20 protein-coding genes are annotated in these 26,930 nt (G+C 38.8%); 14 read left to right on the top strand and 6 right to left on the bottom strand.

Annotated features, from left to right (window positions below):
• Window positions 1–2 precede the first annotated feature (2 nt).
• Complete coding sequence (locus ABJH98_RS18650) at window positions 3–719, top strand: CpsB/CapC family capsule biosynthesis tyrosine phosphatase (protein WP_348309293.1); 717 nt, start codon at window positions 3–5, stop codon at window positions 717–719.
• Between the two features lie 110 nt (window positions 720–829).
• The gene (locus ABJH98_RS18655; protein ID WP_348309294.1) at window positions 830–1,555 is read left to right on the top strand and encodes an outer membrane beta-barrel protein; all 726 of its coding nucleotides are present in this window, start codon (window positions 830–832) and stop codon (window positions 1,553–1,555) included.
• Here ABJH98_RS18655 and ABJH98_RS18660 read toward each other — a convergent pair.
• A complete protein-coding gene (locus tag ABJH98_RS18660; RefSeq protein ID WP_348309295.1) occupies window positions 1,552–1,881 on the bottom strand; it encodes a phosphatase PAP2 family protein in 330 nt (109 codons plus the stop codon). The genes ABJH98_RS18655 and ABJH98_RS18660 overlap by 4 nt on opposite strands.
• Window positions 1,882–1,903: 22 nt before the next feature.
• On the opposite strand from ABJH98_RS18660, the gene ABJH98_RS18665 reads away from it, so the two are divergent.
• A complete protein-coding gene (locus tag ABJH98_RS18665; RefSeq protein ID WP_348309296.1) occupies window positions 1,904–2,131 on the top strand; it encodes a hypothetical protein in 228 nt (75 codons plus the stop codon).
• Between the two features lie 28 nt (window positions 2,132–2,159).
• Here ABJH98_RS18665 and rpoN read toward each other — a convergent pair whose 3' ends face one another.
• Window positions 2,160–3,587: an RNA polymerase factor sigma-54 gene (gene rpoN / locus ABJH98_RS18670; RefSeq protein WP_348309297.1), complete on the bottom strand. Its 1,428-nt coding sequence runs from the start codon at window positions 3,585–3,587 to the stop codon at window positions 2,160–2,162.
• Between the two features lie 136 nt (window positions 3,588–3,723).
• Here rpoN and ABJH98_RS18675 point away from each other — a divergent pair, with 136 nt between their 5' ends.
• The 5 genes from ABJH98_RS18675 (at window position 3,724) to ABJH98_RS18695 (ending at window position 13,602) form a co-directional block, all read left to right on the top strand.
• The gene (locus tag ABJH98_RS18675) at window positions 3,724–4,458 is read left to right on the top strand and encodes a DUF547 domain-containing protein (protein ID WP_348309298.1); all 735 of its coding nucleotides are present in this window, start codon (window positions 3,724–3,726) and stop codon (window positions 4,456–4,458) included.
• A 160-nt stretch (window positions 4,459–4,618) separates the two neighbouring features.
• On the top strand, window positions 4,619–6,352 hold the full coding sequence (locus tag ABJH98_RS18680; protein WP_348309299.1) for a tetratricopeptide repeat protein: 1,734 nt from the start codon (window positions 4,619–4,621) through the stop codon (window positions 6,350–6,352).
• On the top strand, window positions 6,349–7,044 hold the full coding sequence (locus tag ABJH98_RS18685) for a response regulator (RefSeq protein ID WP_348309300.1): 696 nt from the start codon (window positions 6,349–6,351) through the stop codon (window positions 7,042–7,044). Before ABJH98_RS18680 ends, ABJH98_RS18685 begins: the two co-directional genes overlap by 4 nt.
• A gap of 114 nt (window positions 7,045–7,158) precedes the next feature.
• Complete coding sequence (locus ABJH98_RS18690; protein ID WP_348309301.1) at window positions 7,159–11,046, top strand: MBG domain-containing protein; 3,888 nt, start codon at window positions 7,159–7,161, stop codon at window positions 11,044–11,046.
• Between the two features lie 168 nt (window positions 11,047–11,214).
• Complete coding sequence (locus ABJH98_RS18695; RefSeq protein ID WP_348309302.1) at window positions 11,215–13,602, top strand: ABC transporter permease; 2,388 nt, start codon at window positions 11,215–11,217, stop codon at window positions 13,600–13,602.
• A 42-nt stretch (window positions 13,603–13,644) separates the two neighbouring features.
• On the opposite strand, the gene rfbD is transcribed toward ABJH98_RS18695, so the two are convergent.
• Window positions 13,645–14,538: a dTDP-4-dehydrorhamnose reductase gene (rfbD, locus tag ABJH98_RS18700; RefSeq protein ID WP_348309303.1), complete on the bottom strand. Its 894-nt coding sequence runs from the start codon at window positions 14,536–14,538 to the stop codon at window positions 13,645–13,647.
• Window positions 14,539–14,664: 126 nt separating this feature from the next.
• Here rfbD and ABJH98_RS18705 point away from each other — a divergent pair, with 126 nt between their 5' ends.
• Window positions 14,665–15,399, top strand: a complete 735-nt coding sequence (locus tag ABJH98_RS18705) for an ion transporter (RefSeq protein ID WP_348309304.1) — start codon at window positions 14,665–14,667, stop codon at window positions 15,397–15,399.
• A gap of 11 nt (window positions 15,400–15,410) precedes the next feature.
• The gene (locus tag ABJH98_RS18710) at window positions 15,411–16,202 is read left to right on the top strand and encodes an arylamine N-acetyltransferase (RefSeq protein WP_348309305.1); all 792 of its coding nucleotides are present in this window, start codon (window positions 15,411–15,413) and stop codon (window positions 16,200–16,202) included.
• Between the two features lie 14 nt (window positions 16,203–16,216).
• On the opposite strand, the gene ABJH98_RS18715 is transcribed toward ABJH98_RS18710, so the two are convergent.
• The gene (locus tag ABJH98_RS18715; RefSeq protein ID WP_348309306.1) at window positions 16,217–19,138 is read right to left on the bottom strand and encodes an FAD-linked oxidase C-terminal domain-containing protein; all 2,922 of its coding nucleotides are present in this window, start codon (window positions 19,136–19,138) and stop codon (window positions 16,217–16,219) included.
• A gap of 233 nt (window positions 19,139–19,371) precedes the next feature.
• Here ABJH98_RS18715 and ABJH98_RS18720 point away from each other — a divergent pair, with 233 nt between their 5' ends.
• Entirely contained in the window at window positions 19,372–20,205 is an 834-nt protein-coding gene (locus tag ABJH98_RS18720) for an ion transporter (RefSeq protein WP_348309307.1), read from the top strand.
• Window positions 20,206–20,243: 38 nt separating this feature from the next.
• On the opposite strand, the gene ABJH98_RS18725 is transcribed toward ABJH98_RS18720, so the two are convergent.
• The gene (locus ABJH98_RS18725) at window positions 20,244–20,957 is read right to left on the bottom strand and encodes a hypothetical protein (protein WP_348309308.1); all 714 of its coding nucleotides are present in this window, start codon (window positions 20,955–20,957) and stop codon (window positions 20,244–20,246) included.
• Between the two features lie 300 nt (window positions 20,958–21,257).
• Between ABJH98_RS18725 and ABJH98_RS18730 the strand changes: the two genes are divergently transcribed.
• Together ABJH98_RS18730 and ABJH98_RS18735 are read left to right on the top strand one after the other, a co-directional pair.
• Window positions 21,258–22,811, top strand: a complete 1,554-nt coding sequence (locus ABJH98_RS18730; RefSeq protein ID WP_348309309.1) for a S41 family peptidase — start codon at window positions 21,258–21,260, stop codon at window positions 22,809–22,811.
• 46 nt (window positions 22,812–22,857) lie between these two features.
• On the top strand, window positions 22,858–23,769 hold the full coding sequence (locus ABJH98_RS18735) for a bile acid:sodium symporter family protein (RefSeq protein WP_348309310.1): 912 nt from the start codon (window positions 22,858–22,860) through the stop codon (window positions 23,767–23,769).
• 626 nt (window positions 23,770–24,395) lie between these two features.
• Here ABJH98_RS18735 and hemB read toward each other — a convergent pair.
• Entirely contained in the window at window positions 24,396–25,367 is a 972-nt protein-coding gene (gene hemB, locus ABJH98_RS18740; RefSeq protein WP_348309311.1) for a porphobilinogen synthase, read from the bottom strand.
• A gap of 209 nt (window positions 25,368–25,576) precedes the next feature.
• On the opposite strand from hemB, the gene ABJH98_RS18745 reads away from it, so the two are divergent.
• Window positions 25,577–26,812, top strand: coding sequence for an aspartyl protease family protein (locus tag ABJH98_RS18745; protein WP_348309312.1), 1,236 nt, complete (start codon window positions 25,577–25,579; stop codon window positions 26,810–26,812).
• The last annotated feature ends 118 nt before the right edge of the window (window positions 26,813–26,930 follow it).

Below are 26,930 nucleotides of genomic sequence, written 5' to 3' on the forward strand. Positions count from 1 at the left end.
ATTTGTTCGATTGGATAAAACCGAAAACGAATTTCTTAGAGACTGACCTCCACTCTCATCTCATCCCCAACATTGATGATGGTGTAAAATCATGGGAAGAATCACTTGATATTCTTGAAAAGTTGAGTGAAATGGGTTTCAAGAAAATTATCACCACTCCACACATTATTCATGACTATTATCCTAATCAACCTAGTGAAATAAGACAACAAGTCGACGAGCTCAATCGAAGGTTACTTGAAAAAGGATTACCAATTGCAGTTGAAGCTGGCGCGGAATATTTCGTTGATGAGTACTTTGCCAACCAGGTTAAAACCCAACAAGAGTTATTGACATTTGGCGATGATTATATCTTGATAGAAACCCCCTTTTTGAACAAGCCCATCTTCCTTGAGGAAGTAATTTTCAATCTACAATCCAAGGGATTAAAACCTATCCTGGCACATCCAGAGAGATACTCTTATTTACAAACAAATATTGAACTAGTGCAAAACCTAACCACAATAGGACTATTGATGCAAGTCAATATCAGCTCACTCATGGGTTACTATTCTAAAGAAGCTCAAAAGCTTGCAAAGTATTTAATAGAGACAAAAAACGTTCACTTTTTAGCCTCAGATATTCATAATCATAAGCACCTTACACAAGTTCAAAAAGCCATAAAATCAAAATTATTCCAAAGGTGCAGGCAACTGAACCTACTTAATTTTTCATTGTAATGGGGATGGCAAAACCGAGCTTTGAGATAATTTCCCCTCTGAGTCTTTAATTTGAAAATTAATCTATCTTTGCCAGTTCAAAATTTAGAATGCTGTTCGACAGATATACGATGAAGAAAATTATTTTCGCACTTTTTGCTGGTTTACTGCTTGCAACAGGTCACTTTGCTAAAGCCCAACTAACAGAAGAAATAAAGAAAAAAACACCTGAACTTCCTGGTCAAATCATGATCGATTTTGGGTTTAATCTTTCAAAAGATAATCCTAGCAACATGGATTACAATTGGTGGAGATCCAAATCTGTTGGTCTCTATTTTGTAAAGTCGTTTGAATTTTCTAAAAAACTGGAGCTACGCCCAGGTATCGGAGTAAGTCTGGAAAAATTTGGTCACGTCGATAACATGGAAGTGTTTGCTTATGGTGAAGATGCAACAGGTGCTGATACACTTGGTTTTTCAACTGTTTTGGGTGGAGACCTGAAAAAGAACCAGCTTGCCGTAAACTACATAGAGGCTCCTGTTGAAGTTAGATTTAATCTCAATGGCAATGAAAAGAAAGACGGTATGTTCTTAGCTATCGGGGGTTCTGCAGCTTACCGTTTTGAATCTCACACTAAAATCAAATACGAAGATGAGTTTGGCAATAAGATGAAAGCTAAAACGAAAAACGATTTTGGTCTTAACAAGATAAGATTAGGCGCTTATGCCCGACTAGGTTATAGGAGCTTCAGTGTATTCTATAAAACTTACTTCACGGATGTGTTTTCTAGTAGTGGGCCTACTGGAACTGCCGATATGACTTACAGCACGATCGGCATTTCTCTAACTGGACTTTAAACAAACAAATACAAAGTACCAAAGCAGACTGTAAAACCGATACACAAGCCAGCTAGCACCTCTTTTGGTGAGTGAGCATTGAGTTGGAGTCTCGCACTCATGACCAGGCCGGCCAGGATTAAAAAGGTAAGTAATGGGTACAATGCCATACTGTTTGGAAATTTTATCCCAAATACCAGAAAAAATCCCACAACTCCGCTCACGCCTGCTGCGTGCATACTCACTTTAAACCAAAGTGTGATAATAGTCAGCACTAACACCAAAATTGTAGTTGAGATCAAAAGCAAAGCCATAATTTCATTGACCTGAATTTTGATAACAAACAAATAAGTGGTTAATCCATAAAAGATGGAAACAAAAGAAAAAGGCATCACCCGCTCCTTTCTGTTTTCCAATTTGAAACTCGAAATAGATCCCGAAAATTTTAGCATGGAGATACTAAGCAGGGGTATTAAAAATGTAGTGATGAATAGGAAAGGTAAAGTAACAAATGTCAATGGTTTGATCAATTCTGGCATTAGCCAAAATAGGATCAAAAATGTCATCGACGGCATGAGCAATGGATGGAACACATAAGAAATAATTGTATTAATTCTATTTTCCACTATAACTCTTTTCTCAATCTGGCCACGGGTAAATTTAATTGCTCCCGATACTTGGCTACTGTTCTACGGGCAATGTTGTAACCATCTGCCTTCAATAATTTTTCAAGTTTGTCGTCCGACAACGGTTTGGACTTGTCTTCTTCTTCGATATGTTTCTTTAGTTTTTGCTTTACTTCACGACTACTTACATCCTCTCCGGAATCTGTAGCAATTCCCTCTGAGAAAAAATACTTCAATGGATAAATGCCAAATTCTGTTTGAATAGACTTGCTATTGGCTACGCGAGAAACTGTAGAAATATCCATATTGATGAGCTCCGCGATATCCTTCAATATCATTGGCTTTAGCTTGCTTTCATCACCCTCCAAAAAGAAATCATATTGATATTTGATAATCGCATTCATGGTGTTCAACAAGGTGTTTTGCCGTTGACGAATAGCATCAATGAACCACTTCGCTGAATCGAGTTTTTGCTTCACAAAAGAGACTGTTTCTTTTAATTTCTTGTCCTTTTTATCGCTTTTGTGGTAACTCTGAAACATATCCGCATAGGATCGACTAATTCTCAACTCTGGAGCGTTTCTGGCATTCAAAGTCAAATCCAGCTTTCCCTCATCATTGGTAAGGATAAAGTCGGGCATCAGATACTGTGTCTTCACCAATCCATCCGTAATCCCACCAGGTTTGGGGTTAAGTTTGGTGATGAGCTGTACGGCTGACTTTAGTTGTTCATCATCAATGCTAAGTTTTTTCAGGATTTTGTCGTAATGCTTCTTTGTAAACTCATCAAAGCAGCTGGAAACAATTTTATGCGCCAGTTGGTTTTCTTCGGAATGGTCATCACGTTTTTCCAGTTGGATCAGCAAACATTCTTTTAAGTTTCTAGCTGCAATCCCAGGAGGGTCGAATGTCTGAATTTTATATAAAATTTCCTCAAGCTCTTCTTCCGTAGTTTCTATATTTTGAGAAAAGGCCAAATCGTTCATAATGGCCTCCAAATCCCTACGGATATAGCCATCGGCTTCTATGCTTCCAAGTAGCTGGAGCCCTATCTGCGTCTGCCTTTCATCAAGCTTTTCAAATCCCAATTGAATGATGAGTTGCTCCTGCAAAGAGGACCCCGATGAGATGGGCATCTCCCGTTCCTCTTCCTGACCATTGCCATCGCCTTGCATTTTGTAGCCTGCATAATCATCCTCGTTCAGATAGTCATCAATGTCCAGTTCCTCACTAGTTTCTTCTGTGGATTCTTCCACCTGCTCGTCAGCTGGTTCTTCCTTTCCTTCTTCTAGTGCTGGATTCATCTCCATTTCTTCTTTAATCCTCGCCTCCAGTTCGACAGTAGGCACTTGAAGCAGCTTGATAAACTGAATCTGCTGTGGGGACAGCTTCTGGCCTAAAGACTGAATTAAACTAAGATTTTGCATTCGCTACTTTTTTACACTAGTTGTAGAAAGTCAAATTTATTCTTTTTAACAAAAAGATACGCTGTCTTATTATTAATTTGATTAACGGAATTTTATTAGCCTGTTATGTGTTTAGTCTTTGATAATAAATTTTTTTATGAAAAACCTCCTTGTATTACTTCTTTTATCCTTACCTCTCATCAATCAAGCCCAGCCTTCTCATCAAGCTTTTGATGTACTGCTAAAAAAATATGTTGACTCAACTGGCGGTGTCAATTACAAAGCCTTCAAAAATGATGAGCAAAAACTCAACGATTATCTTGTAGACATGACGACCAATCCTCCCACAGGCGAGTGGGAGGACAATGAAAAATTGACGTATTGGATCAATGTTTACAATGCACTGACTATTCAATTGATTCTAAAATATTACCCAGTGGAGAGTATCAAAGACATCGGATCATCTATCCAGATTCCGTTCATAAATACACCTTGGGATATTGAATGTTTTGACATTGAAGATGGCAAGGAGCTTTCGCTCAACAACATCGAACATGGTATCATCCGTAAAGACTTCGAAGAACCACGCATCCATTTTGCTCTGGTATGTGCAGCCGTCTCTTGTCCTAAATTGATGAATGAAGCATACGATGCTTCTCGATTAGATGCTCAACTCACAATTCAAACCAAGGAGTTTTTATCTAACACTACGAAAAACAAAATCAGCTCTGATCGACTCGAACTCTCCAAACTATTCAGCTGGTACGGCGGTGATTTTCGAAAAAATGGCACTTTAGTGGACTTTCTGAATCAATACACCACCGTCCAAATAGATGACAAAGCCAAAACTTCTTTTATGGATTATAACTGGAGCTTGAATGAACAAAAGTAAAAGAAGGAAGACTTAAAATTTTTATATATCGGATAAGTTAGAAGTTGTTATCTTAGTTTTAATCGACTTTTAGATATTCTTAATGATAATTTTTCGGGCACTCATTTTTTTCACCTTCACCGCACTAAATACTATCTGCTGGGCGCAGGACAAACATTTTATGGATAGTTTGAAGACTACTCTAAAAGAAGACCCTGACAATCTTATAGCTCTCAATGATTTAGCATTTGAATATACTTACACAAATTTGGATAGTGCTAGGATTTTGTTGCTACATGCAATAGAAGTCAATAATGGAGACAGCTTGCAACTAGGTATGTCAATGGAAACGCTGGCAATCGTTTATGGAATACAGGGAGATATAGCCTCTGCGATTTCGCACCATTCTAAAAGTATTGAAATATTCGAACGAATCGAATCTCCTAGCTATCTCGCTTGGGCCTATAATGATCTAGGGGCTTTGTATTATCAGCAATACGATTATGACCAAGCGTTGACCTACTTTTTGAAAGCAATGAACCTTAGGAAGGAAGTTCAAAATCCTGCAGAACTAGCTAAGTCGAAGATCAATATTGCTTTAATATTTAATAAAACTGAGCAATACGACTCGGCACTTTCCTATCTCCAAAGCTCATTACAACCTTTTATCGATGAACCCGACCCATTAATGCAGAGTATTGTGTATTTAAATATGGGAAGTACTTTCGTTTACCTATCTCAATTTGACAGTGCGGAATATTTTTATAAAAAAACTGAAATAATTCAAAAAAGAATAGAAGACCAAGAAGGTTTGGGCATTTTGTATCGAAAATATGGGGAATTGTATAGTCAGAAAAATGAACCCTTAAAAGCGCTAGAATATTATGATTTGAGTTTGAGTAATGTGCTAAATCGCGGGGACATGGGGCGTATCATAGAAACCAAACAGGCGCAGTATTTACTCTATGAGAAAATGGGGGACTACCAAAATGCCTATCAAATACAATCTGACTACCTAACCTTTCGAGATTCGCTGATCAATATTAAGAACAAGGAAATTATTAATGAATACAACACCAAATATGAAACTGAACAAAAAGTTCGGACCATAGCGGAATTAGAACTAGAACAGAAAAATGCCGCTTTGGCACTCGCCAATTCTCAAAACCAAAGAAACATATTTATCTCAGGGGTTGCCATTTTAATGATCTTCATCGGATTTCTCTATCAACGATATTCAACCAAGAAGAAAACTTCTGAACTACTTACAGAAAAAAATTCTGAGATCACCAGCGCCTTAGAAGATCGAGAGGTTTTGCTCAAAGAAATCCATCACCGTGTCAAGAACAACTTACAAGTCATTTCAAGTTTGCTTAATCTGCAAGCTGGATCGTTGGATGACGATGCAGCTAAAGATGCGGTAAGAGAAGGGCAGAGCAGAGTTAAATCAATGGCGCTTATCCATCAAAAACTATACTCAGCTGATGATGTACGTGGAGTAGACATACAAGATTACTTAGTGAATTTATCTTCAGAGCTATTTCGTGCCTTTGGCGTAGATGAAGAAAAAGTGACTTGGAATATTGATGCTTCTGGCCTTAAAATGGACATTGACACTGTGATTCCACTTGGCCTTATTATCAACGAGCTTATCACCAATTCCATTAAATATGCTTTTCAAGGCGCAGAAAATGGATTATTGGACATTTCACTGAAAGAAATTAATGGAATCCTTAACGTATCAGTGATAGACAATGGCGTGGGTATGAACGAAGAGGCATTGAAAACCTCCAATTCTTTCGGGTGGAAAATGATCAAATCGCTATCGCGCAAATTGAAAGCCGAAATTGAAGTCAAAAATGAACAGGGGACAGCTGTGTATTTAACACTTTCTCGATATAAATTAGTCGAATGAGTAAACCCTCCGTACTGGTGGTAGAAGATGAGCCACTAATAGCTGATGACATAGCCAGCATTCTTGAAAAAAATGGATACGATGTCGTAGATATTGTAGATGAAGCCCCTGACGCTCTCGCTTCGATTAAAAAGTACAATCCAGACATGGCCTTGCTTGATATCAACATCGAGGGTGATTCAGACGGAATAGATCTGGCAGGAAAGCTGGACATACCATTTGTGTTTCTCACCTCTTACTACGATCAGCAGACGCTGAACAGGGCCAAAAAAACTAACCCCTCGGGGTATATTGTAAAACCTTTCAATGAAAGTGATTTAATCGCTAATGTGGAAATAGCACTTTCCAGAACTCGAAAAAACAAAGAGAAAGAAGCTTCGCCAGAGAAACTGTTCTTAAGAAATGGTCAAGAGATTGTGTCCGTCATGTCGTCTGATATTGTCTACGTGGAAGCATTTGACAACTACTCCAATGTGTACACCGAAATGGACAAGTTCATCATCAGCCACACCCTAAAAAGCGTAGAAGCAAAGCTACTGCCGTTTGGATTCATGCGCGTGCATCGATCTTATTTGATCAATTTTGCACATGTGGATTCTCTTTCGGAAGGATACGTTTTTCTCAAAGGACATAAAGTTCAAATTGGAAAGTCCTTTCGCAAAGACTTTATTGATGGACTGAGTATGCTATAATCGTCACTCAATAAATAATTCCCTTCACTCAAAACATTTATCCCTTCGCTAAAAACCCTTTTCGTTAGCCAAAGGCTAGAGGCAATTTGACTATTCAAATTAAAAAGTTGCCTTATGAAAAAGCTAATTGCAATTGTATTTTTCCTTTCACCTGCATGGTGCGTGGCTCAGCCAGGTAAATCTCAAATCATTCATCCAGAGATTATTCAATTTGACGAAACATCACCAGTGATTCGTTTCCATTGGAAGAACAAGGATGCAAGTGCTGTTTCCTATAAATTCTACAATTCCCTTTCTCAAGCGGCTTCTTGTGGTGTATATAATTACATCGCTGGAAATGATTTTGCTACTGCCAATAGTTACTATGACTTTACCCTTGAAAATGGGTCGGGTGTGAAATACGACTTTAATGTTACTGCCTTAAATGCTTCCAGCGAAGAAGGACAAAACCAAACCAAATGGATCCCCATGAACCCTGGTTTTTGCTACGATTTTGAAGACATCAATGATGCATTGACTAACTATTATGTATTAACAGGTCTTCAGGCTGTTAATACAGGGGGAAATGATATTATCTATTACCTGAATGGGGGTGCTGATAATATGCTCAATTCCTATTTTGAGTGGGAAATACCAACTGGATGGGAAATAGAGTTTTATGAAAACGATCAAATCATTGTTGATGCGCCTTTTGGTGCTGAGAGCGGCTACATTACCACGAAAGTTGTGAGCCCATTCACCGGAGAGGAAAGCATTAAGCTTAAACTACCTGTGCTAGTCGATGGTGTAAAAATCGATCAAAGCATAAATTGGTCAACTTCTGAATTGGTCGCTACGGAAGGAGACGACCCGTTAGATATGGACGGGACCTCTTCAGCTGATCTAGATGTTACGTACCACAGTTCGAATACATCTGTGGCTACCGTTTCTGGCGCTCAGATCACAATTATTGGGGAAGGCACCTCCACCATCACAGCCAGCCAAAGTGGTGATACCTATCACAGTGCTGCCCCATCTCTTCAGCGAACACTAACGGTACAACAGCCCTCTACACTGGCTTTTGATACAGACTATCCAAAGTTTGAGTATTACCTTTCTAATACCTACAGGATATTACTAAAACTTACTGAGCTTGGAAGTGTCTATTACATCGTAGAACCCGATGGCAGCACCCAGCCTACTGCCGAACAAATAGAAGCAGGGAAAAATGCTTCGGGAGAAGATGCATTAAAAAAAGGATCGGCCTATAATTTAACTGCTGGTGTAGAATATGCAAATCATGCACAAATAAGTGGACTTGAAGAAGAAACCGAATATGACATCTACCTAGTTCTTGCCGATGAAAGTTACAATGTTCAATCTGTGGTAACTAAACTGGAAGTGACTACCGGAGATTATTCGAGGCCCACATGGAGCGAAGGATATCCGCAAATGGGCACCATTTCTTCGCTGGAGGCTGAAGTACAAATTGACCTCAATGAAGAAACAGGTATGGTGTATTATGCCGTTTTTCGTAGCAGCAGTTCCACACATTACCCTCCTAATCTCAAAAATGGAGGGAACTATCAGGCACTGGACGAGGGGTCAGTTGCTGCAAGTGCAGTTGGGTTTACACTCAATAATCTGAGTGAAGACACAGACTATGATGTTTGGTTAGCAGCTGAAGACGCAGCTGAAAATCTACAGGTTAGCGCTACCAAAATCGATTTCACGACAATCGATGACATAGACCCAGTCTTTAATGCGGGCTATCCGCAAGTGTCCACTATCAATGAAACTGCAGTGGAGATTCACACACGTGTGGATGAACAAGTGACAGTCTATGCTATTGCACAACTAGAAGGCAACTCTTCACCCTCCGCTAGTCAAGTCATAGCTGGACAGGATTATCAAGGGCAGGAAGCTATTGGGGTAGCGGATTCTGAAGCCGATGGTTTGGGAACCAATATCTACGTAGAGTTCACTGGCCTCACCACTCAGGTGGAATACGACTTTTTTGTGGTGGCAGAAGATAACTTTGGAAATAGCACAGATCCTGTAAAACTCACGGCTACTACATCGGATGAAACTGCACCAGTCATTTCTCCTACTTACCTCACACAAGTAGAACTGACAGAGACTACAGCCACATTCTCGTTTTCACTCAATGAAGCAGGAACATTCTACTATGTGCTAGATCCAAATGATGGTGATACACCAAGCGCGACACAAGTGAAAAGCGAACAGCTTGGTTCCGGGGAATCTGCTCCAGCCTTTGGCAGTATAGCAGCAGAAGCAGATCAGACCTACGAATTCCAATTGACTGGTTTGATTGACAATCAGGAATATGAATTATATTTTGTAGCCGAGGATGAAAATGACAACCTCAGTGAATATGCTTATTCCTCCTATTTTGAAACAGAGGATGGCACACCACCTTCTTTTACAGACAACCCAGAAATCACAGATGTTTCAAATATGGAAGTGTCGCTTACCGCGGATACCGATGAATACGGAACCATTTATGCCGCAATAATTGCCGAGAATGCTGCGCTTCCATCTGTAAATGATTTGTCCAATCTTGAAGTAGAAGGAGCGATTCATCAAGGATCGTACAATTCAGGATACATTTCTGTATTTACTTCACTGGAGCTGGGTGTAAGCTACCAATTGGTACTAATAGCTGAAGATGAAAGCGACAATTTGCAGAGCAGTATCACCGCTCTTGACTTCACAGTACCAGATAATAGGGAAGATCAAATCATTACTTTCGAATTGGTGGATGAGGTGACTGTGGGTGACGACAATCTTTCATTGAGTGCCAGTAATTCCTCTGGCAACGAGGTCTCTTTCAAATCGTCTGATGAAGAAGTGGCAACAATCATCACAACGGAAGCAGGTATGCAGGTCCAAATAACTGGAGCAGGGACTGTGGATATCACCGCATACCACGAAGGAGATTTAACTTATAAACCAAGTGAGATCTCTGAACAGCTAGTGGTAACAAAATTGGAACAAACGATAAACTTCACAACAATAGGCGATCAATCGCTCGAGGACTCGCCCATTACTTTACAAGCATCTGCAACCTCTGACCTCACGGTAGAATTTGCATTGCTTGAAGGTAATGGTGTGATTTTGGGAAATCAATTAACCATAAACGAAGCTGGCACCTTCGAAGTAGAAGCCATACAAAATGGAAACCAAAACTACCTAGAAGCTGAGTCGATCATTCAATCTTTTGAAGTATTTTCAGTAGCGGAGAGTCAAACAATCAGTTTTAATGAAATAACAGAAAAAGTATATGGTGATACATTTCAACTTGAAGCCTCAGCCACTTCTGGTTTAGAAATAATTTATGCCGTCACATCTGGGCCAGCCAGTATTTCAGGCAATGAAGTCTCTATCAACGGCACAGGAGAAGTAAGCATTCTTGCTTCACAAGAAGGGAATGAGTCTTATTTACCAGCACCAGAGGTGTCACAAACCTTTACAACCACAAAAGCAACATTAGTAGTGAAAGCAGAAGATCTCGAAATCCAGATGAATCAACCCATTCCGGAATTAAGTTTTTCATATGCTGGATTTATAGGTGAAGACGATGAGCAAGTGATAGATACTCCTCCTACCATAAGCACGACAGCTACTGAATTGAGTACTGCTGGTGATTACGCCATAGAATTATCCGATGGAGATGACGATCAATACAAATTTGATTTTGAAGAAGGAACACTAAGCATAATAGTAGTCACCGAAGTGACTAATAAGATACTTGACAATGTTCGAATCTATCCAGTTCCTTTTACATCAACTTTTCAAATTGAGCTTCCAAACCAACCGTTGGGCAAATACGAATTGACCATCCGAAATATAAATGGTGCGACTATCTTCCATTCCATGCTCAGAAGCAATGAATTGATTTACGAAGTAGACCAGCTAAGCCAATTACCAAATGGGATTTATCAAGTCCATCTCACGCTAGACCATGAGGTAAAATCTTTCAAAGTGATAAAAAGAAATTGATAACTAAAATCAGAAGACAAAGACCCGAATGGCATTCAGGTCTTTGTCTTCTATCTAACTTGTCCATTTTAAATCCAAATTTCGCCCGCCACCCATCACAATTTCATTGACCAGAAACAGAACTTTTTCTAGATTAGATTCATCTCAAATTAGAAAAACTCAACTCTCATGGTCAAAAACTATTTCAAACTCGCTGTTCGCAATCTTTTTAAAAGTAAGTCTACTGCCTTTATCAATATTGGCGGATTGACTATTGGCTTTCTCTGCGCCCTTCTCATTTTTACTTATATCAAAAAGGAATTATCCTACGACAGATTCCATTCCAACATTGACAATATCTTCAGGGTTCTCACAATAGATGAGGCACTAGGAGTCACCAGCAATCTTGTTGGTATCACGCTACCTGCCTTGAGTGAGACCATGAAAAATGAGCTGACCAGTGTAGAAAACAGTGTACGTATCAGCACGAATGGTCGCTCATTAGTGGAGTACAACAAGATTCCAATCTATACGGAAAATATGGTCTATGTGGAACCCAGCTTGTTCGAAATCTTCGATTACGAATTAATTTCTGGTCATCAACCCACTGCCCTGCAAGCACCAAACACAGCTGTATTGACAGAAACCATGGCCAAGAAGATATTTTCGAAAGAAGACCCCATTGGCAAAACCATTAAAGTTGATAATTCCACAGATTTGGAAGTAGTTGGCGTGATGAAAGACCCTTCGCCATTTACTTCTATGGAATTTGACCTTCTCGTATCCATGGTGCCTACAGAAAGCGACAGCAATACCATCAATTATCTGAATAGCTGGACTAGCATATCGATGGTAGAATATGTATCACTTAGTCCAACAGCCAACATTGAGGAAGTGAAAACCAAGATGGAGGAAATCATTCGAAACAATAATGTAGGCGATAATTTTAAGGTGACGTTACAACCATTGACGGAAACGCATTTAAGTTCATCAGGTATTTTGTTCGACGTATTCAATGCGAACAAAGGCGACATCAATTACCTGTATACCTTGGCAATCGTGGGGCTTTTTGTGGTAATGATAGCAGCATTCAATTTTATGAATCTATCTACTGCCAGATCAGCCAATCGTGCCAAAGAAGTAGGTATGCGTAAGGTTATGGGTGCCAGCAAAAGACAGCTGGCGTTCCAGTTTTTATCCGAGTCAGTAGTGATTTGCTTCTTTTCTCTGATTTTATCTTTGGTTGGGCTTTTTGTAGTTAGTTCATTTTTGGACTTTGGCATTGATCAAAACCTTTTGATGTACTTAGTAGGCGACACATCCACTGTGCTATGGATAATTGGATCAGTGCTTGGGTTGGGTATTGTTGCTGGACTTTACCCTGCATTTTTATTGTCTGGCTTCTCCATTTTGAAAGTCCTCAAAGGCAATTTCAAAACAGGTACTTCAGGCGTTTGGCTACGCAAGTTGCTGGTGGTGGTGCAATTTACTGCTTCCATCACCATGATTATTGGAACTATTACGGTCTACTATCAGCTCGACTATCTGAAATCGGCCGACAAAGGATTTGATGATGAGCAAATTCTATCCATCAACTTAGGGGATCAAAGCCTTAGAACTTCGGGTGAAAGATTAAAAAACAGGCTTGCTCAAATTCCTAATATCGAAATGATGGGACTGTCAGGGTCGATGCCCGGAAGAGGAGTAGGCAGAAGAGGCATTCTTCCTGAGGGAGCTGATGAAGACGATGTCTGGATTGTTAGCAGTATGGGGGTCAACGAGGAATATTTCGATCTAATGGGAATGGAAATTGTGCAAGGGCGGAATTATTCTAAAGCAATTAAATCAGATTCTGCTGCAAGTCTCATTATGAATGAAGCGGCTGCAAAAGCTATAGGATGGGAAGATCCCATTGGTAAAAAAATTAGCCAGGGGCCTAATGAATTTACTGTCATAGGCGTGGTGAAAGATTTTCACTTTGCCAACATGAGACATCAAATAGAGCCAATTATCTTACCCTATAGACCAACTGCTATAAGTAACAGTGTAATGTCCCTCAAAATTCGTCAGGAAAATTTAAAAAGTACACTTCAAAAAATAGAAGAAATTTGGGTCGAGGTAAATCCCAATTATCCTTTTGAATATGTGTTCTTCAATGAAGAATTTGGCAGACAATACGAAAACGATGAGAACTTCGCCTCCTTGATAGTAAGCTTCACTTGGTTGGCCATTTTCATTGCTTGCTTGGGGTTAATTGGACTATCTATGTTCACGGCTGAGCAACGCATCAAAGAAATTGGAATCAGAAAAGTATTAGGAGCCAACATCAAAACTGTCGTACTGCTGCTCTCCACTGAGTTTACCAAACCAGTTTTGGTGGCTTGTTTGATCGCTACACCTGTCGCTTATTACTTTCTAAACGAATGGCTTTCTGGATTTGCTTATCATGTAGAAATGCCTTGGATGGCTTTTGTATTGGCATCTGTTTTAGCTGTAGTAATTTCCCAACTCACGGTGAGTTTTCATGCGATAAAAGCGGCTACATCTAATCCAGTGAATGCACTAAGAAATGAATAATGAAGTAAGCTTACTCTGGGAGGACATTTATTCTCCCAGACTTCACACTTGCTCATCCAAAATGCTAATTCCTTCTTCAAAGGAGTGTGGCTGATAGCCCAATACTTCCTTTGCCTTGTCCAGAATAAATCCAGTTTTTGGTGGGCGCTTGGCTGACTGAGAGAAAGTACTTGCGTCTACTTTGGTCACCAAAGAGAAATCCAGATTAAAATAATCAGCTGTTTTCTTAGCCATCTCAAAAGGCGTGAGCATTTCTTCACCAGAAATATTAAAAACTCCCGTAGCACGCTGTTTAGCCACTAAAAAACAACCTGTAGCCAAATCTTCAGCTAAGGTTGGTGTACGCCATTGGTCATCTACAATATTCAGAGGCTTCCCATTTTCCAAGTTTTCTTTCACCCAAAGAATAATATTAGAACGACTCATACCAGGTGTAATACCATAAACCAAAACTGTTCGAAGAATAGCCCAATCGCAATTCGCTTGCTTTACAATCTCCTCCGCATCCAATTTGCTCTGTCCATAAAAACTAATCGGATTTGGCTGATCATCTTCTCTGTATGGCCCTGATTCTCCATCAAAAATAAAATCCGTGGAGAGATGAATAAAATGGATGTTACTCGTTTCGCATGCCCGAACTAACAAGCCTACAGCGTCTACGTTTAGATTTCTGCATTCGGCTTGCTCCTTTTCACATTGATCTACATTTGTCATTGCTGCTGTATGAATGACAGCATCTGGCCTGTACTTCTTTATGACTTCATCCACCTGTATTGCATTTGTAATATCTAATTCAGAATATTCAAACGGCTTTGACAAATAAGTCACGCGGTTAGCACCGCGGGAGGTCGCTATTACTTCCATGTCCTTTTCTAACAGCAACTTGACTAGCTTTTGTCCCAAAAGACCATTGGATCCGGTGATCAATATTTTCATAATGTTAAGAAGTAAATAATTCGTCGTACGATTTGCTAATACAAACTTAGAAAAATTAAATATTTTTTATATTAGCCTGAACAGCCCAAGATAAGCTAACAATTTTGAGAAACTAAATTTGCAACCATGGAAACCGAAGCATATCAAAAGTCATCTGGGTTTCAAAATCTGCTCCTTATTCTTTCTATCTATGTTGTCGTAGAACTTTATGTAGGCACTATTGTTGACTATCCTGTAGAACTCAAAGAAATTCTATCATGGATAGACTTTGCGATCTGCATGCTCTTCCTCTATGATTTTTTTAATGGCTTTTTTAGAGCAAACGATAAGTGGAAATATTTTAAAGGCAATTGGATCGATTTAGTTTCATCCATTCCTACGGTTGAAGCGCTTCGAATGGGAAGAATAATAAGAGTCATTAGAATATTGCGAGTACTGAGATCCGCCAAGTATATATTCAACGCCTTTAGTAGAAAAAATTCTTTCAATACATTCCGCAATCTCATGCTCATAAGCGGCATGATTATTCTGTTTTTTACATTAAGTTTTTACCATTTGGAAAGAAATGCAAACCCGCATATTACTTCGATGTCAGACAGTTTGTGGTGGACCACTGTCACTACAATCACAGTAGGTTTTTTGCAAGACATTCCACCTGTAACAGTAGAAGGAAAATTTTTGAGTGTAGCGCTAATTTTACTGGGTATGATTATGTTCTCTACACTCACAGGCACGATTACCGATTATTTTATTGAGGATGAAGATATTCAGGAAAATATCAATGAACTCAAGGAAAAAGTAGAATCTCTCGAACATAAAATTGACTTAATGACGAGTAAAATGGATCAATTGGGTAAATAAATTTCAACAACATGACTCCATTTAACACATTAGGAAATCAATCAAAGTTGCCTAAAATAGATGTGGACAAATATCTGCAAAGAATAAAATGCCAAAGAGAAAGGGTACCTAACCTCAAATATTTAAAATCTCTTCATAAGTCTCATTTAATAAATATCCCTTTTGAGAATCTCGACATCCACATGGGCAATCAGATTATTTTGGATGTAAAAAGAATATATAATAAAATCGTTTTGAATAAGCGTGGAGGCTTCTGTTATGAATTGAACGGGCTATTCTATCACTTGCTTTCCCAACTTGGGTTCAGCTGTCATCTTATTTCTGCTCAGACTTATGAAGACGGAGAATTGAGACCCCCCTTTGATCATGCAGCTATTCTAGTTCATTTCGAAGATCAGATTTATTTAGTGGATGTAGGATTTGGAGACCTTTTTCTTCAGCCCAAGTTGCTACAGGTCGGTTTAGTGCAGATGGACTACAACCGATATTTCAGAATCGACAAAACCATTGATGATGAATACATACTCCATCTGTCTGAAAATTCAATTGATTTTGAACCGAAGTATCTTTTTACTGCTAAGGAACGACAATTAATTGAATTTATAGATAGGTGTGACGATCATCAAAACAACAAAAATTCACATTTCAGAAAGCAAAAACTAATCACAAGAGCCACGCCCATTGGCAGAGTCACATTAACTGATTCGAAATTGACTATTACTGAAATTGGTAAAAAGGAGAAACAAAACATCCTGAATCTTGACGAATTCCGTGTCAAGCTTAAGGAGTATTTTGGCATTTGATCGATCCGAAATAGTTAGACCAGCGCATCCCAAAGCACTTCTACCGTATGTTTGGCAATTTTGCCAGTGCCATCTTTAATCTGATGACGACAACTTGTACCTGGAGCAGCAATAATGGTATCCGAAGATGCTTTTCTTACCGCTGGAAAAAGCACCAACTCACCTACTTTCATAGATACCTCATAGTGGTTTTTTTCATAACCAAATGAGCCAGCCATACCACAACAGCCAGATTGAATGACCTCTACTTTATAATTTTCAGGAATGGAAAGTGTGTCTTTCAAAGTCTGAATAGAGGATAATGCCTTTTGGTGACAATGTCCGTGAACTTTTAAGTTTCGTTGCTCTCTGGAAAACTTCTCCTTTTTGATATTTCCCCGGCGTGTTTCTCTCGCCAAAAATTCTTCAATAGTCATTGAGGCATCAGCCAATTTTTTAGCTTTTTCTCTTAATGACTCACTGACTAAATCTGGATACTCATCCCTAATGGTTAGAATGGTAGAAGGCTCTATTCCGATTAATGGAATTTCATTTGACACCAAGTCTACTAGTAACTCTACATTCTGATCTGCAATGGTTTTAGCTTTCTTCACCATCCCTTTTGAAATTAAGGCACGGCCAGATTCCTTGTGTTCAGGAATAATAACGTTATAGCCCAATTTGTCGAGCAGTTTAATCGCTTTAATGCCTATTTCGCCATCCAAATAGTTGGTAAATTCATCACAAAAGACATAGACCTTTTTGTCCGATTGTCGGCTTAGTAATTTTCCTTTCTTCTGATTGTACCAGCTGCTCATCGTACGAGACGCAATCGGAGGCATAGAGCGATCCTGATGTACGCCCATGATTGCCTTGGCAATCCCGCCTGTCAGTTTGTTGCCAAATACAAAATTGTAAAGAGCAGGCACCTTAGAAGCCAATTTCATATTCGTGGCAAACTCACCCATCATACGTGTTTGGATCGGCAATCCATTGGCGTCATAATAATTCTGTTGGAATTCGGCCTTGAGTCTAGCCATATCTACATTCGAAGGGCATTCAGATTTACAGCCTTTGCAAGACAAGCAGAGGTCGAGTACTTCTTTGATTTCCTCATTGTCGAACTTGTTGGCTTTGTCGGAATGCGTTAGAATTTCTCTCAAGATATTGGCTCGTGCCCTAGTGGTGTCTTTTTCATTCTGAGTAGCCATGTAGCTCGGACACATCGTGCCTCCGCTTCCAGCAGATTTTCTACAATCTCCAGAACCATTGCAGAGTTCAGCCGAGCGAAGTACACCTTGATTTTTATCCCAATTGAAATAGGTTTTGATTTCATCGTCTTTCTGATCCGAGGTATATCTTAGACAGGAATCCATGGGAGGAGTGTCTGTAATTTTACCCGGGTTGAATATACCATTAGGATCCCAAGCCTTTTTTATTTCTTTGAGCAGCTCGTAGTTCTTTTCTCCGATTTGTTCTTTGATAAACTCTCCTCTCAATCGACCATCTCCATGTTCGCCACTCAATGAGCCTTTATATTTTTTTACCAACTTGGAGATTTCCTCGGCCACTACCCTGAACATCTTGTGACCTTCTTCTGTCTTCAAGTTGAGAATAGGTCTCAAGTGCAACTCTCCAGATCCTGCATGTGCGTAATGCACACATTTCATGTCGTATTTGTCCAGCGTTTCATTAAATTCTTTGATATAAGCAGGCAGATCATTTACATCTACTGCAGTATCTTCAATCACTGGCTGTGCTTTGGCATCTCCTGGGATGTTTGCCAATAAGCCGAGACCCGCTTTTCGTAAATTCCATATTTTACCAACATCCCCCCCTTTGAGAACTGGATAATGATAACCAAGCTTTTCCTTCTTCAAATTAGAAATCAAGTCCAACACCAAATTATCCAAATCTTCATCGTTGGAAGCTGCTAATTCTACCACCAATATTGCTCCCGGATCTCCCTCGATAAAAAATCTATTCTTTTGCTGCTCGATGTTTTCCTTAGTGCATTCGAGTATGTAATGATCAATCAATTCGCAGGCATGTGGGCCATATTTAAGGGCTACCAAATTGGCCAACAGAGACTCGTTGACATCTTCACAATGAATACAAATGAGTGCTTTGTCCTTTGGAGGAATGGGTATTGTCCCTGCTTTGATTTCTGTGATGAACATCAAAGTACCCTCTGACCCCGCCACTAGTTTGCAGAAGTTGAATGGCTCACCATCTTTTTTGAAAGGCTGATTTATAGCCAAAAGATCGATTGCATATCCCGTGTTTCTTCTAGGAATCGAAGACTTTGGAAATTCTTTTTCTATTTCTGCTCGGTACTCTTCAGAAGAGAGCATTTTTTGCACATTGCGATAGACTTCACCTTCGAGCGTATCGAGTGTCAACTTTTCTTCGAAATCATTAGCCGAAAGGCTGGAAAATGTGACCTCACTGCCATCTGAAAGATAGCCAGAGACTTCCAGTAAGTGATCTCTCGTGCTACCATAAACCACCGAATTGGAGCCACAAGAATTGTTACCCACCATTCCACCAATCATGGCTCTATTGGCTGTAGAAGTCTCCGGGCCAAAGTACAAACCAAAAGGCTTCAAGTGTCTATTGAGGTCATCCCTGATCACACCGGGCTGAACTTTCACCCAATTTTCTTTTTCGTTAACCTCTAGGACTTTATTGAAATGTTTGGAGACATCAACTACAATTCCACTACCAACCACTTGACCAGCTAAAGAGGTGCCAGCTGTTCTAGGAATCAATGAAGTTTTGTTTGTATTTGCAAAAGCTATAAGCGCTTGTAAATCGGATTTGGATTTGGGAAGTGCAACAGCCAAAGGCAACTCTCTATAAGCTGAGGCATCAGTGGCATACAGCTTGCGCAATGTCTCATCCCAGTACAACTCTCCTTCGAGTTTCTTCGCCAATCCTTTTAGTGCACTTTCCATGGTGGCAAAATTATGGTTTTCACAACATAATCACCTTTAGCTTAGATGTACTTTTCTTTGGCAACTCATTATTTTGAATAATTATAAATTTCATGTTGAAATATTGTAAATTTTGTACGAGGTGTTCATGGGTCACCTAATCTACATTTCACGATAGATTAAGCTTAAATTATTACTTTTAAGGCAATTTCAACAACGAACTAATTTTACTTGTCCCAGCAAGTTCAATCAAAATGGATCAAGATTACTCTAACATGAAAAAATGGCAACAAAAGATACATGAAGTAATCTTTGGTTATCATACCGCAGCTGGAAGGTTATTTGACTTGGCGCTGTTAGTTGCCATTTTGACCAGTGTGTTGATCGTAATGCTAGAAAGTGTAAACGACATAGAAACACACTATGGCGAAGAGCTTCGAATGATCGAGTGGGGATTTACCTTCCTGTTTTCTATAGAATATCTCGCACGTATTTTATCTTCACCCAGACCTCTGAAGTATGTAACTAGTTTTATGGGCATCGTAGATTTACTCTCGCTCGTACCTACCTATCTCAGTTTCTTTATCGTTGGCACCCACTCCTTATCTGTGATCCGCTCTTTTAGACTGATTCGGGTATTCCGGATTTTGAAGTTGACGCACTTCATGGGTGGTGCACAGCAGCTCGGTACTGCGCTGTGGGGAAGTAGGCACAAGATAGTGGTCTTCATGGGTACGGTCGTCTGTATTGTGGTCATCGCTGGTACGATGATGTATTTGATCGAAGGCGGTAAAAATGGTTTTACCAGCATCCCAAAAAGCATCTATTGGGCGATTGTGACGATTACCACAGTAGGTTATGGAGACATTGCTCCGCAGACCATATTTGGGCAGACGGCTGCATCTGTTTTAATGATTTTAGGATATGCTATCATAGCTGTCCCAACCGGTATTGTAACTAGCCAAATGATGACAGATGCTAGAAAATTGGGGCCAGTGACCTGTTCAAATTGTGGTGAAGATGATTTGCCAAAGCGATCCAGGTTTTGTTTGAACTGCGCGGCTAGACTTAACAACCCACCGGGTTAGTATATTATTTCAATATCTAGAAGTCTTATCACGAACCATTAGTAATTATCGTTTCTTGGCCCGTTGTATTTAAATCTTCTGGCAAAACCAATTCCAATAGTATAGTCGCCCACAGCATTCATCAAATAACCTCCATTAATATCCACTTGTGTTTCAGAATTAATTAAATACATAAAGGAAGTATGTAGCTGTTGCCAATATTCGTGATGCCAATATTCACCAGTTATTGTGAACTTATCACCTATCCCATAGGCCAGAGTAACATCGCCAAAATACCCGTCCCCAGCCTTTCCAGCATTTACAAAGCCAACTAGATTATCCGACAGTTTTTTATTTACCGCGACTCGATAGCCCAAAACCTGAAAATTTTGCTCAGAATCGGATGCATTCACTTTTGTTCCCATATTGACAGAGAAACCGACGCCTGGTTTGTTACCTTCTGGTTGTAGCATCATCCACTTTACGCCGAACGTTGCAAATTTATATTCTAGAGACGGCACCATAACTCGTATTTCTGTGGATCTTGAAAGCGACGCTCTAAACATAGCATCATACGCCATACTTTCACCAGATACGTCCACATACTGAGCACCTTGTTCGTATTGAAAACTATGCTCTGGCAATACCCAGGGGCCTACTGATAAGGTGGGTCTAGTTGTTGCTATATTTTCTTGAGCCAAAGAGTTTTGAGATAGAAAAATGGTGCAAATAGAAACTATAAGAACTATAGACTTCAAGCGAATTTGAATCATGATTTGAGCATTATATGTAATCTACATGAAGATATAACTTATCTGCATTATATTAATCTTTAACAGAATTATTTCATGAATATACAACAAGGCCTACTTATTCAAAATATACTTACTTTTGACATTTAGAATTAAATTTCATTGCTTAAGCATTACTGAAGGCAACAAAAAATCATATTCCCGTATTAGATAGATATGAAATTGAAGGGTAAAGTAAAAAATATTATAATCGGTGGGGTTCTGCTACCAGTATTTCTGATCAGTATTTTTTCCTTTTCAAGTGATGATAAACACTTCGAAATGGCAAAAAATCTTGAGATTTTTGCTTCACTCTACTCTGAAATCAACAAGTATTATGTTGATGATGTAAATCCTAACACTTTGATTAGAACAAGCATCGATGCCATGCTTGAAAAATTAGATCCGTATACGGTCTATATCCCAGAAGACGATATTGAGGATTTTAGAACCAATGCTACAGGAGAATATGGAGGACTGGGAATCCAGTCAAATAAAATTAATGACGAACATATAGTGCTCAATCTCTATGAAAATTCTCCTGCTATGAAAGCAGGAATTAAAATTGGTGATGTGATAACAGAAGTAGATGGAGTTCCATTGACCAATCTATCTGACGAACAAGCTGGCAAATTGATGAAGGGTCAGTCAGGCTCTGACATCCAAGTAAAAATATTGCGGAATGGCACTGAAAAATTCAATTTTACAACTAAAAGAGAAAAAATAGTAATTCCTAACATCAGTTATTTTACGGTACTAAACAATTCAACTGGATATCTTCGATTAAGTGAATTTACCAGGGATGCAGCGGATGATGTCAAAAAAACTGTCTTAGAGTTAAAAGAAAAAGGCGCAACCAAATTGATCATTGATCTCAGAGAAAATCCTGGGGGCCTACTCAATGAAGCAGTGGATATCTGCAATTTATTCGTTCCAAAAGGATCCAAAATTGTAGATACCAGAGGGAAAATAGATGCGCAGAGTCATTCATATAATGCTCAATCTGAACCTTTAGATTTAAATATTCCAATTGCCGTTGTTATCAACGACGGTAGTGCTTCCGCCTCAGAGATCGTTTCAGGTGTGCTTCAGGATTATGACAGAGCGGTGGTCATTGGTCAAAAATCATACGGTAAAGGATTGGTTCAAGTATCAAGAAAGTTGTCCTTCAACTCTCAACTTAAAGTAACAACTGCCAAATATTACATCCCAAGTGGAAGGTGTATCCAAGCATTAGACTATGCCCAGCGAAAAGCAGATGGTAGCGCTACAAAAGTAGCCGACTCATTAAAAACAGAATTTCGTACCACTAACAACAGAATTGTGTATGATGGAGGAGGAATTGATCCAGATATAATCGTTTCCAAACCGACGCCTTCGTCATATGCTGAAAATCTTTCCGAAAGTGGATTGATATTCGAATATGCAACAAACTACTATTACGCTCATGATAGCATAGATTCTCCTCAAAACTTTCAACTATCAGATGAAGAGTATCAAGAATTTGTGCTTTGGATGAAAACAAAAAGTTTTGACAACCCTTCCCAAGTAGAAAACACGTTAGAACTTCTAAAAGAAGCCGCTACAGAGGACGATGTTTACAATAAGTTGATTTCTGAAATTGAAAACATTGGAACTTCTGTTGAAAAAATAAAATCAAATGGTTTAACCACTTTCAAAACAGAAATAAAAAATCAACTCGAAAAACAAATCATTTTGAGATACTACTATACATCTGGTCAAGTAGAGGCAGCACTCAATAAAGATGAAGAAATCAAAGAGGCTCTTAAAATTCTGAATGATACTGATTCGTACGAAGCCAAATTAAACGGCTAGAATATCTCTTTGTTTTCAAATATATTGCGACAATATTCTTATTCATATGTATGAAAATTTAGATCACGTCGCTCTTTCCTTTAATAAAGAATCTTTACTCTTATTAAATGCTTGTATCGCCCTAATTATGTTTGGAGTGGCACTTGACTTAAAAATCCATCATTTTAAATACTTACTCAAAGCGCCAAAACCCATTTTTATTGGATTAGTGTCTCAACTTCTTCTTTTGCCTCTTCTTACTTTCGTATTGGTGTTTTTGCTAGAACCGTCGCCAAGTATGGCGCTCGGCATGATGCTAGTAGCTGCCTGCCCAGGAGGAAATGTGTCTAATTTTTATGCTAGTTTGTCCAATGGTAATGTCGCCCTTTCTGTTAGTCTGACGGCGATAACTTCATCTTTGGCATTCATAACTACTCCACTAAATTTTACATTTTGGGCCAACCAATACCAACCTACAGCCTCTATTTTACAAGCTGTAAAACTCGATATTTTAGATGTGGTTGTAACCGTCATTTTCATTTTGGTTATCCCACTAGCCCTTGGCATGTATGTCAATAAAAAATACCCAAAAACCACTTTAAAAATTGCCAAACCCATCAAGCGTCTCTCTATTATTATCTTTGCAGCATTCATAGTTGGTGCCCTAACCTCAAATTTTAATCACTTCGTAGATTACATTTTCAATTTTCTAGTTCTAGTGCTCATTCACAATGCACTGGCGCTGACTACAGGATTTTCATTAGCCAAGTTTTTCAAGTTGGGACAACCTGAAACTCGAAGTATCGCGATTGAAACAGGCATCCAAAATTCAGGGTTGGCACTGGTGATTATCTTTGACTATTTCAATGGACTTGGAGGAATGGCCATTATTGCTGCGTGGTGGGGTGTATGGCACTTGATATCAGGAGCCATCCTTTCCTGGCAATGGTCATCCAAATCTTCACTTGCTATTCCTTAGCAATTTTTTCTCAAAAAATCATATTAAAACTCACCCTTTTTTGTACTTTTGGAATATCCCATTTACTAATTCTACTATTTGAATAAATGAAGACTGAATTCATTTGGTACAATCCCGCTGAGAAGGAATATCAATTCGGAGACAAAAAACGATACATTGATACTATTAGAAATAGTAATCAGTCTCATAATTTTGTCATCCTTGATCGGTTTCCCAACATAAGCTCCGACTTCAGAAATAAGCTGATTTCGAAATTGAGATCCCTCAATTCAATGAGCAAATCGGGCATTATGGAGTTTATTTAACCTCCAAAATTTATTAATCCTTCATATTCTAGTACTGGTCGACGCCATATGGCTTCTTGTCGAATCACCGTTTTTTTTGCAATGGTGATCGAGTCATTCTATTCGTCCATCGAATATAAAATTCTAGGATGGTTTTGCTTTATATACTTGTATCAAGAAAGCGCAGTTTATGAGAATCCAAGTTCTATAGTAGAACTTGGGTTTTCTTTAAAACTAAAAAAATTACCATAAGGTCCGAATAATTAGCTATTGGAAAGATTCGGAATAGGTCGTATGAATTGGAATTTTAAAACACTTCTTCTACTCTTGAAGAGGTGTTTTTTATTTTATCAACTGCGCAGCTTCTTTCGCAAAATAAGTCAGGATTACTTTAGCACCTGCTCGCTTCATACTCAATAGCATTTCCATCATAGTACTGTCATTGTCGAGCCATCCTTTTTGAGCAGCAGCTTTAATCATGGCATACTCTCCAGACACATTGTATGCTGCTATCGGCAGATCAAAATTGTCTCGAAGTAATTTAATGACATCCAAATAGGCCAAAGCCGGTTTGACCATTAGAAAGTCCGCACCTTCTTCTTCATCGAGTTCAGCTTCAATAATAGCTTCTCTTAAATTGGCTGGGTTCATTTGATAAGTCTTTTTATCTCCAGACTTTGGAGCTGAGTCTAAAGCATCCCTGAATGGCCCATAGAATGCACTTGCATATTTTGCTGTGTAAGACATAATTGAAGTGTCCTCAAAACCATTATCATCTAAAATATCTCTGATATATTCAACTCTACCATCCATCATATCAGAAGGACCTATGATGTCAACTCCTGTTTCAGCCTGTGCTAATGCCATTGCGCCCAGCACTTCTAATGATTCATCATTTAGAATGTTTCCATACTCATCTACAATACCATCATGACCATCCGTGCTATATGGATCCATCGCCACGTCTGTCATGATACAAGCTTCAGGAAACTTTTCTTTAATCTGTTCTAATGCCTTCAAATAAAAGAAATCAGGGTTGTGACTTTTAGTAGCCAGCTTGTCTTTATGCTTTTCTTCGACCACAGGAAAAATATCAAAAGACATTATGCCAAGATTCATACAATCTTCAATTTCCTTAAGCATCAAGTCAATTGTAAGTCTATGAATACCAGGCATAGACTCCACCTCTACAGACTGAGACTTGCCTTCCAATAGAAACAAGGGGTACATAAAATCATGCGTGGAAAGTCTGGTTTCTTCAACCATATTTCTTATCGCAGACGTTTTTCTATTTCTTCTGGGTCGTCTTAACATGAGGTTTTTTCTGCAAATGTAAAAAGATGAATGGAAATGCCTATTCAAATACCAGTCTAGTGCCGTTTATATCTTGTACAATAACGACATCTATCCTAATAAACTACCGTTCGTGTAGCTTTTTCATACTTTTTATTGTAAATTATTCCTTTCCATAAGGGATTCTTCTGTCCCAGATTGTTAAATATTCAGACACCGAGGCGCGAGATATGAAACAATTGAGAACATACTTATTATTATTTACCCTTCTATTATTAGTAAGGCAAGGTGTGTCTCAACAAGTGGGCTTTGATTTTCCGCCTGACGTGCACAAAACATACATTCCATTTGAGCGATACAATAATCTGATCGTAATTCCGATCACTATCAATCATTCACTTACTCTCAAATTCATATTAGATACTGGAGTTCAATATCCAATTCTTACAGAAAAAGTATTTGGAGATTATTTAGGACTTAATTACACTAAAAACATTACTATTCAAGGGCCAGGAGCTGAGGATTCAATCAAGGCAAAAATTGCTCAACAAGTATCTCTTAGTCTACCTGGAGGAGTAGAATCAGGCATAAACCAAGCACTTCTTGTATTAGAAGAAGATTATTTGGAATTGAAGAATAATCTTGGTACCGATGTGTTTGGAGTTATTGGTTATGACATTTTTAGTCGATTTGTTGTAGAAATCAATTACGATGAAAATTACTTAGTACTCCACGAACCAAAAAAATTTCGAGCTAAGCGATCCTATCGTAAAATCCCTATGAGAGTAGTCAACACAAAACCGTATATCGAGGTTACGATGATGAAAAACGAAGAAGAAGGAAGAAAAATGCATTTAATGGTTGATTCAGGTGCAAGTCACGCCGTATTACTGGATAATCCTGAAGACGAGTCTCTTATCCCTGAACAAAATATTACTTCAGTCATAGGCCGTGGTCTTGGAGGAAACATCAATGGTTACCTTGGAAGAATGACATCTATCAAAGTGGGCAAATTCGAATTTGAAGAGCCCATTGCTACTTTTCCAATCGAAGGAGATTATGGTGCAGCGATTAAACGTGGCAGCCGAAATGGAACGATAGGAGGAGAACTACTATCTAGGTTTAATGTTGTTTTTGACTACTTTGGAAGTAATTTATACCTCAAAAAAAGCAGCCTGTACAACAAAGGATTTGAACATGATATGAGTGGTATGAATATAGTAGCTGATGGCAAAAACTTGGATAAATTGAGAGTGAGTTCTGTAAGAGTAAACTCGCCGGCATTTGAAGCAGGATTAAGAGTAGGAGACAGGATTGAAACTATTAATGGTTATTCACTTGAAAGCTTGAAATTCTCGGACTTTTCTACTCTATTAAGACTGAAACCAGGTAAAAAAATTGTGGTAAAATATGTGCGAGACGGAGAATCCCAAAAAACCTCCTTTAAACTTGTACGATATATATAACCATTTTAGCGAAAATCCTCAATCCATTCTGAGTTCCTTCAAATCGATTTCTATCAAAATTAGCTTTGGTAAGCTTCTATCACAGATTTATTGAATTATCCTTTCTTTAATTAAAACA

It is taken from the genome of Reichenbachiella sp., assembly GCF_039969095.1.
In the GTDB taxonomy this organism is placed as follows: Bacteria; Bacteroidota; Bacteroidia; order Cytophagales; family Cyclobacteriaceae; genus Reichenbachiella.

Excerpts from the sequence above, each read along its gene's own strand:
- ABJH98_RS18730 (WP_348309309.1), top strand. The coding sequence starts at position 21,258 with ATGGCAAAAAATCTTGAGATTTTTGCTTCACTCTACTCTGAAATCAAC.
- ABJH98_RS18745 (WP_348309312.1), top strand. The coding sequence starts at position 25,577 with ATGAAACAATTGAGAACATACTTATTATTATTTACCCTTCTATTATTA.
- ABJH98_RS18685 (WP_348309300.1), top strand. The coding sequence starts at position 6,349 with ATGAGTAAACCCTCCGTACTGGTGGTAGAAGATGAGCCACTAATAGCT.
- ABJH98_RS18690 (WP_348309301.1), top strand. The coding sequence starts at position 7,159 with ATGAAAAAGCTAATTGCAATTGTATTTTTCCTTTCACCTGCATGGTGC.
- ABJH98_RS18735 (WP_348309310.1), top strand. The coding sequence starts at position 22,858 with ATGTATGAAAATTTAGATCACGTCGCTCTTTCCTTTAATAAAGAATCT.
- ABJH98_RS18705 (WP_348309304.1), top strand. The coding sequence starts at position 14,665 with ATGGAAACCGAAGCATATCAAAAGTCATCTGGGTTTCAAAATCTGCTC.
- ABJH98_RS18680 (WP_348309299.1), top strand. The coding sequence starts at position 4,619 with ATGGATAGTTTGAAGACTACTCTAAAAGAAGACCCTGACAATCTTATA.
- ABJH98_RS18725 (WP_348309308.1), bottom strand. The coding sequence starts at position 20,957 with ATGATTCAAATTCGCTTGAAGTCTATAGTTCTTATAGTTTCTATTTGC.
- rpoN (WP_348309297.1), bottom strand. The coding sequence starts at position 3,587 with ATGCAAAATCTTAGTTTAATTCAGTCTTTAGGCCAGAAGCTGTCCCCA.
- ABJH98_RS18715 (WP_348309306.1), bottom strand. The coding sequence starts at position 19,138 with ATGGAAAGTGCACTAAAAGGATTGGCGAAGAAACTCGAAGGAGAGTTG.
- rfbD (WP_348309303.1), bottom strand. The coding sequence starts at position 14,538 with ATGAAAATATTGATCACCGGATCCAATGGTCTTTTGGGACAAAAGCTA.
- ABJH98_RS18695 (WP_348309302.1), top strand. The coding sequence starts at position 11,215 with ATGGTCAAAAACTATTTCAAACTCGCTGTTCGCAATCTTTTTAAAAGT.
- ABJH98_RS18665 (WP_348309296.1), top strand. The coding sequence starts at position 1,904 with ATGGAAACAAAAGAAAAAGGCATCACCCGCTCCTTTCTGTTTTCCAAT.
- ABJH98_RS18720 (WP_348309307.1), top strand. The coding sequence starts at position 19,372 with ATGGATCAAGATTACTCTAACATGAAAAAATGGCAACAAAAGATACAT.
- ABJH98_RS18675 (WP_348309298.1), top strand. The coding sequence starts at position 3,724 with ATGAAAAACCTCCTTGTATTACTTCTTTTATCCTTACCTCTCATCAAT.
- ABJH98_RS18710 (WP_348309305.1), top strand. The coding sequence starts at position 15,411 with ATGACTCCATTTAACACATTAGGAAATCAATCAAAGTTGCCTAAAATA.
- hemB (WP_348309311.1), bottom strand. The coding sequence starts at position 25,367 with ATGTTAAGACGACCCAGAAGAAATAGAAAAACGTCTGCGATAAGAAAT.
- ABJH98_RS18655 (WP_348309294.1), top strand. The coding sequence starts at position 830 with ATGAAGAAAATTATTTTCGCACTTTTTGCTGGTTTACTGCTTGCAACA.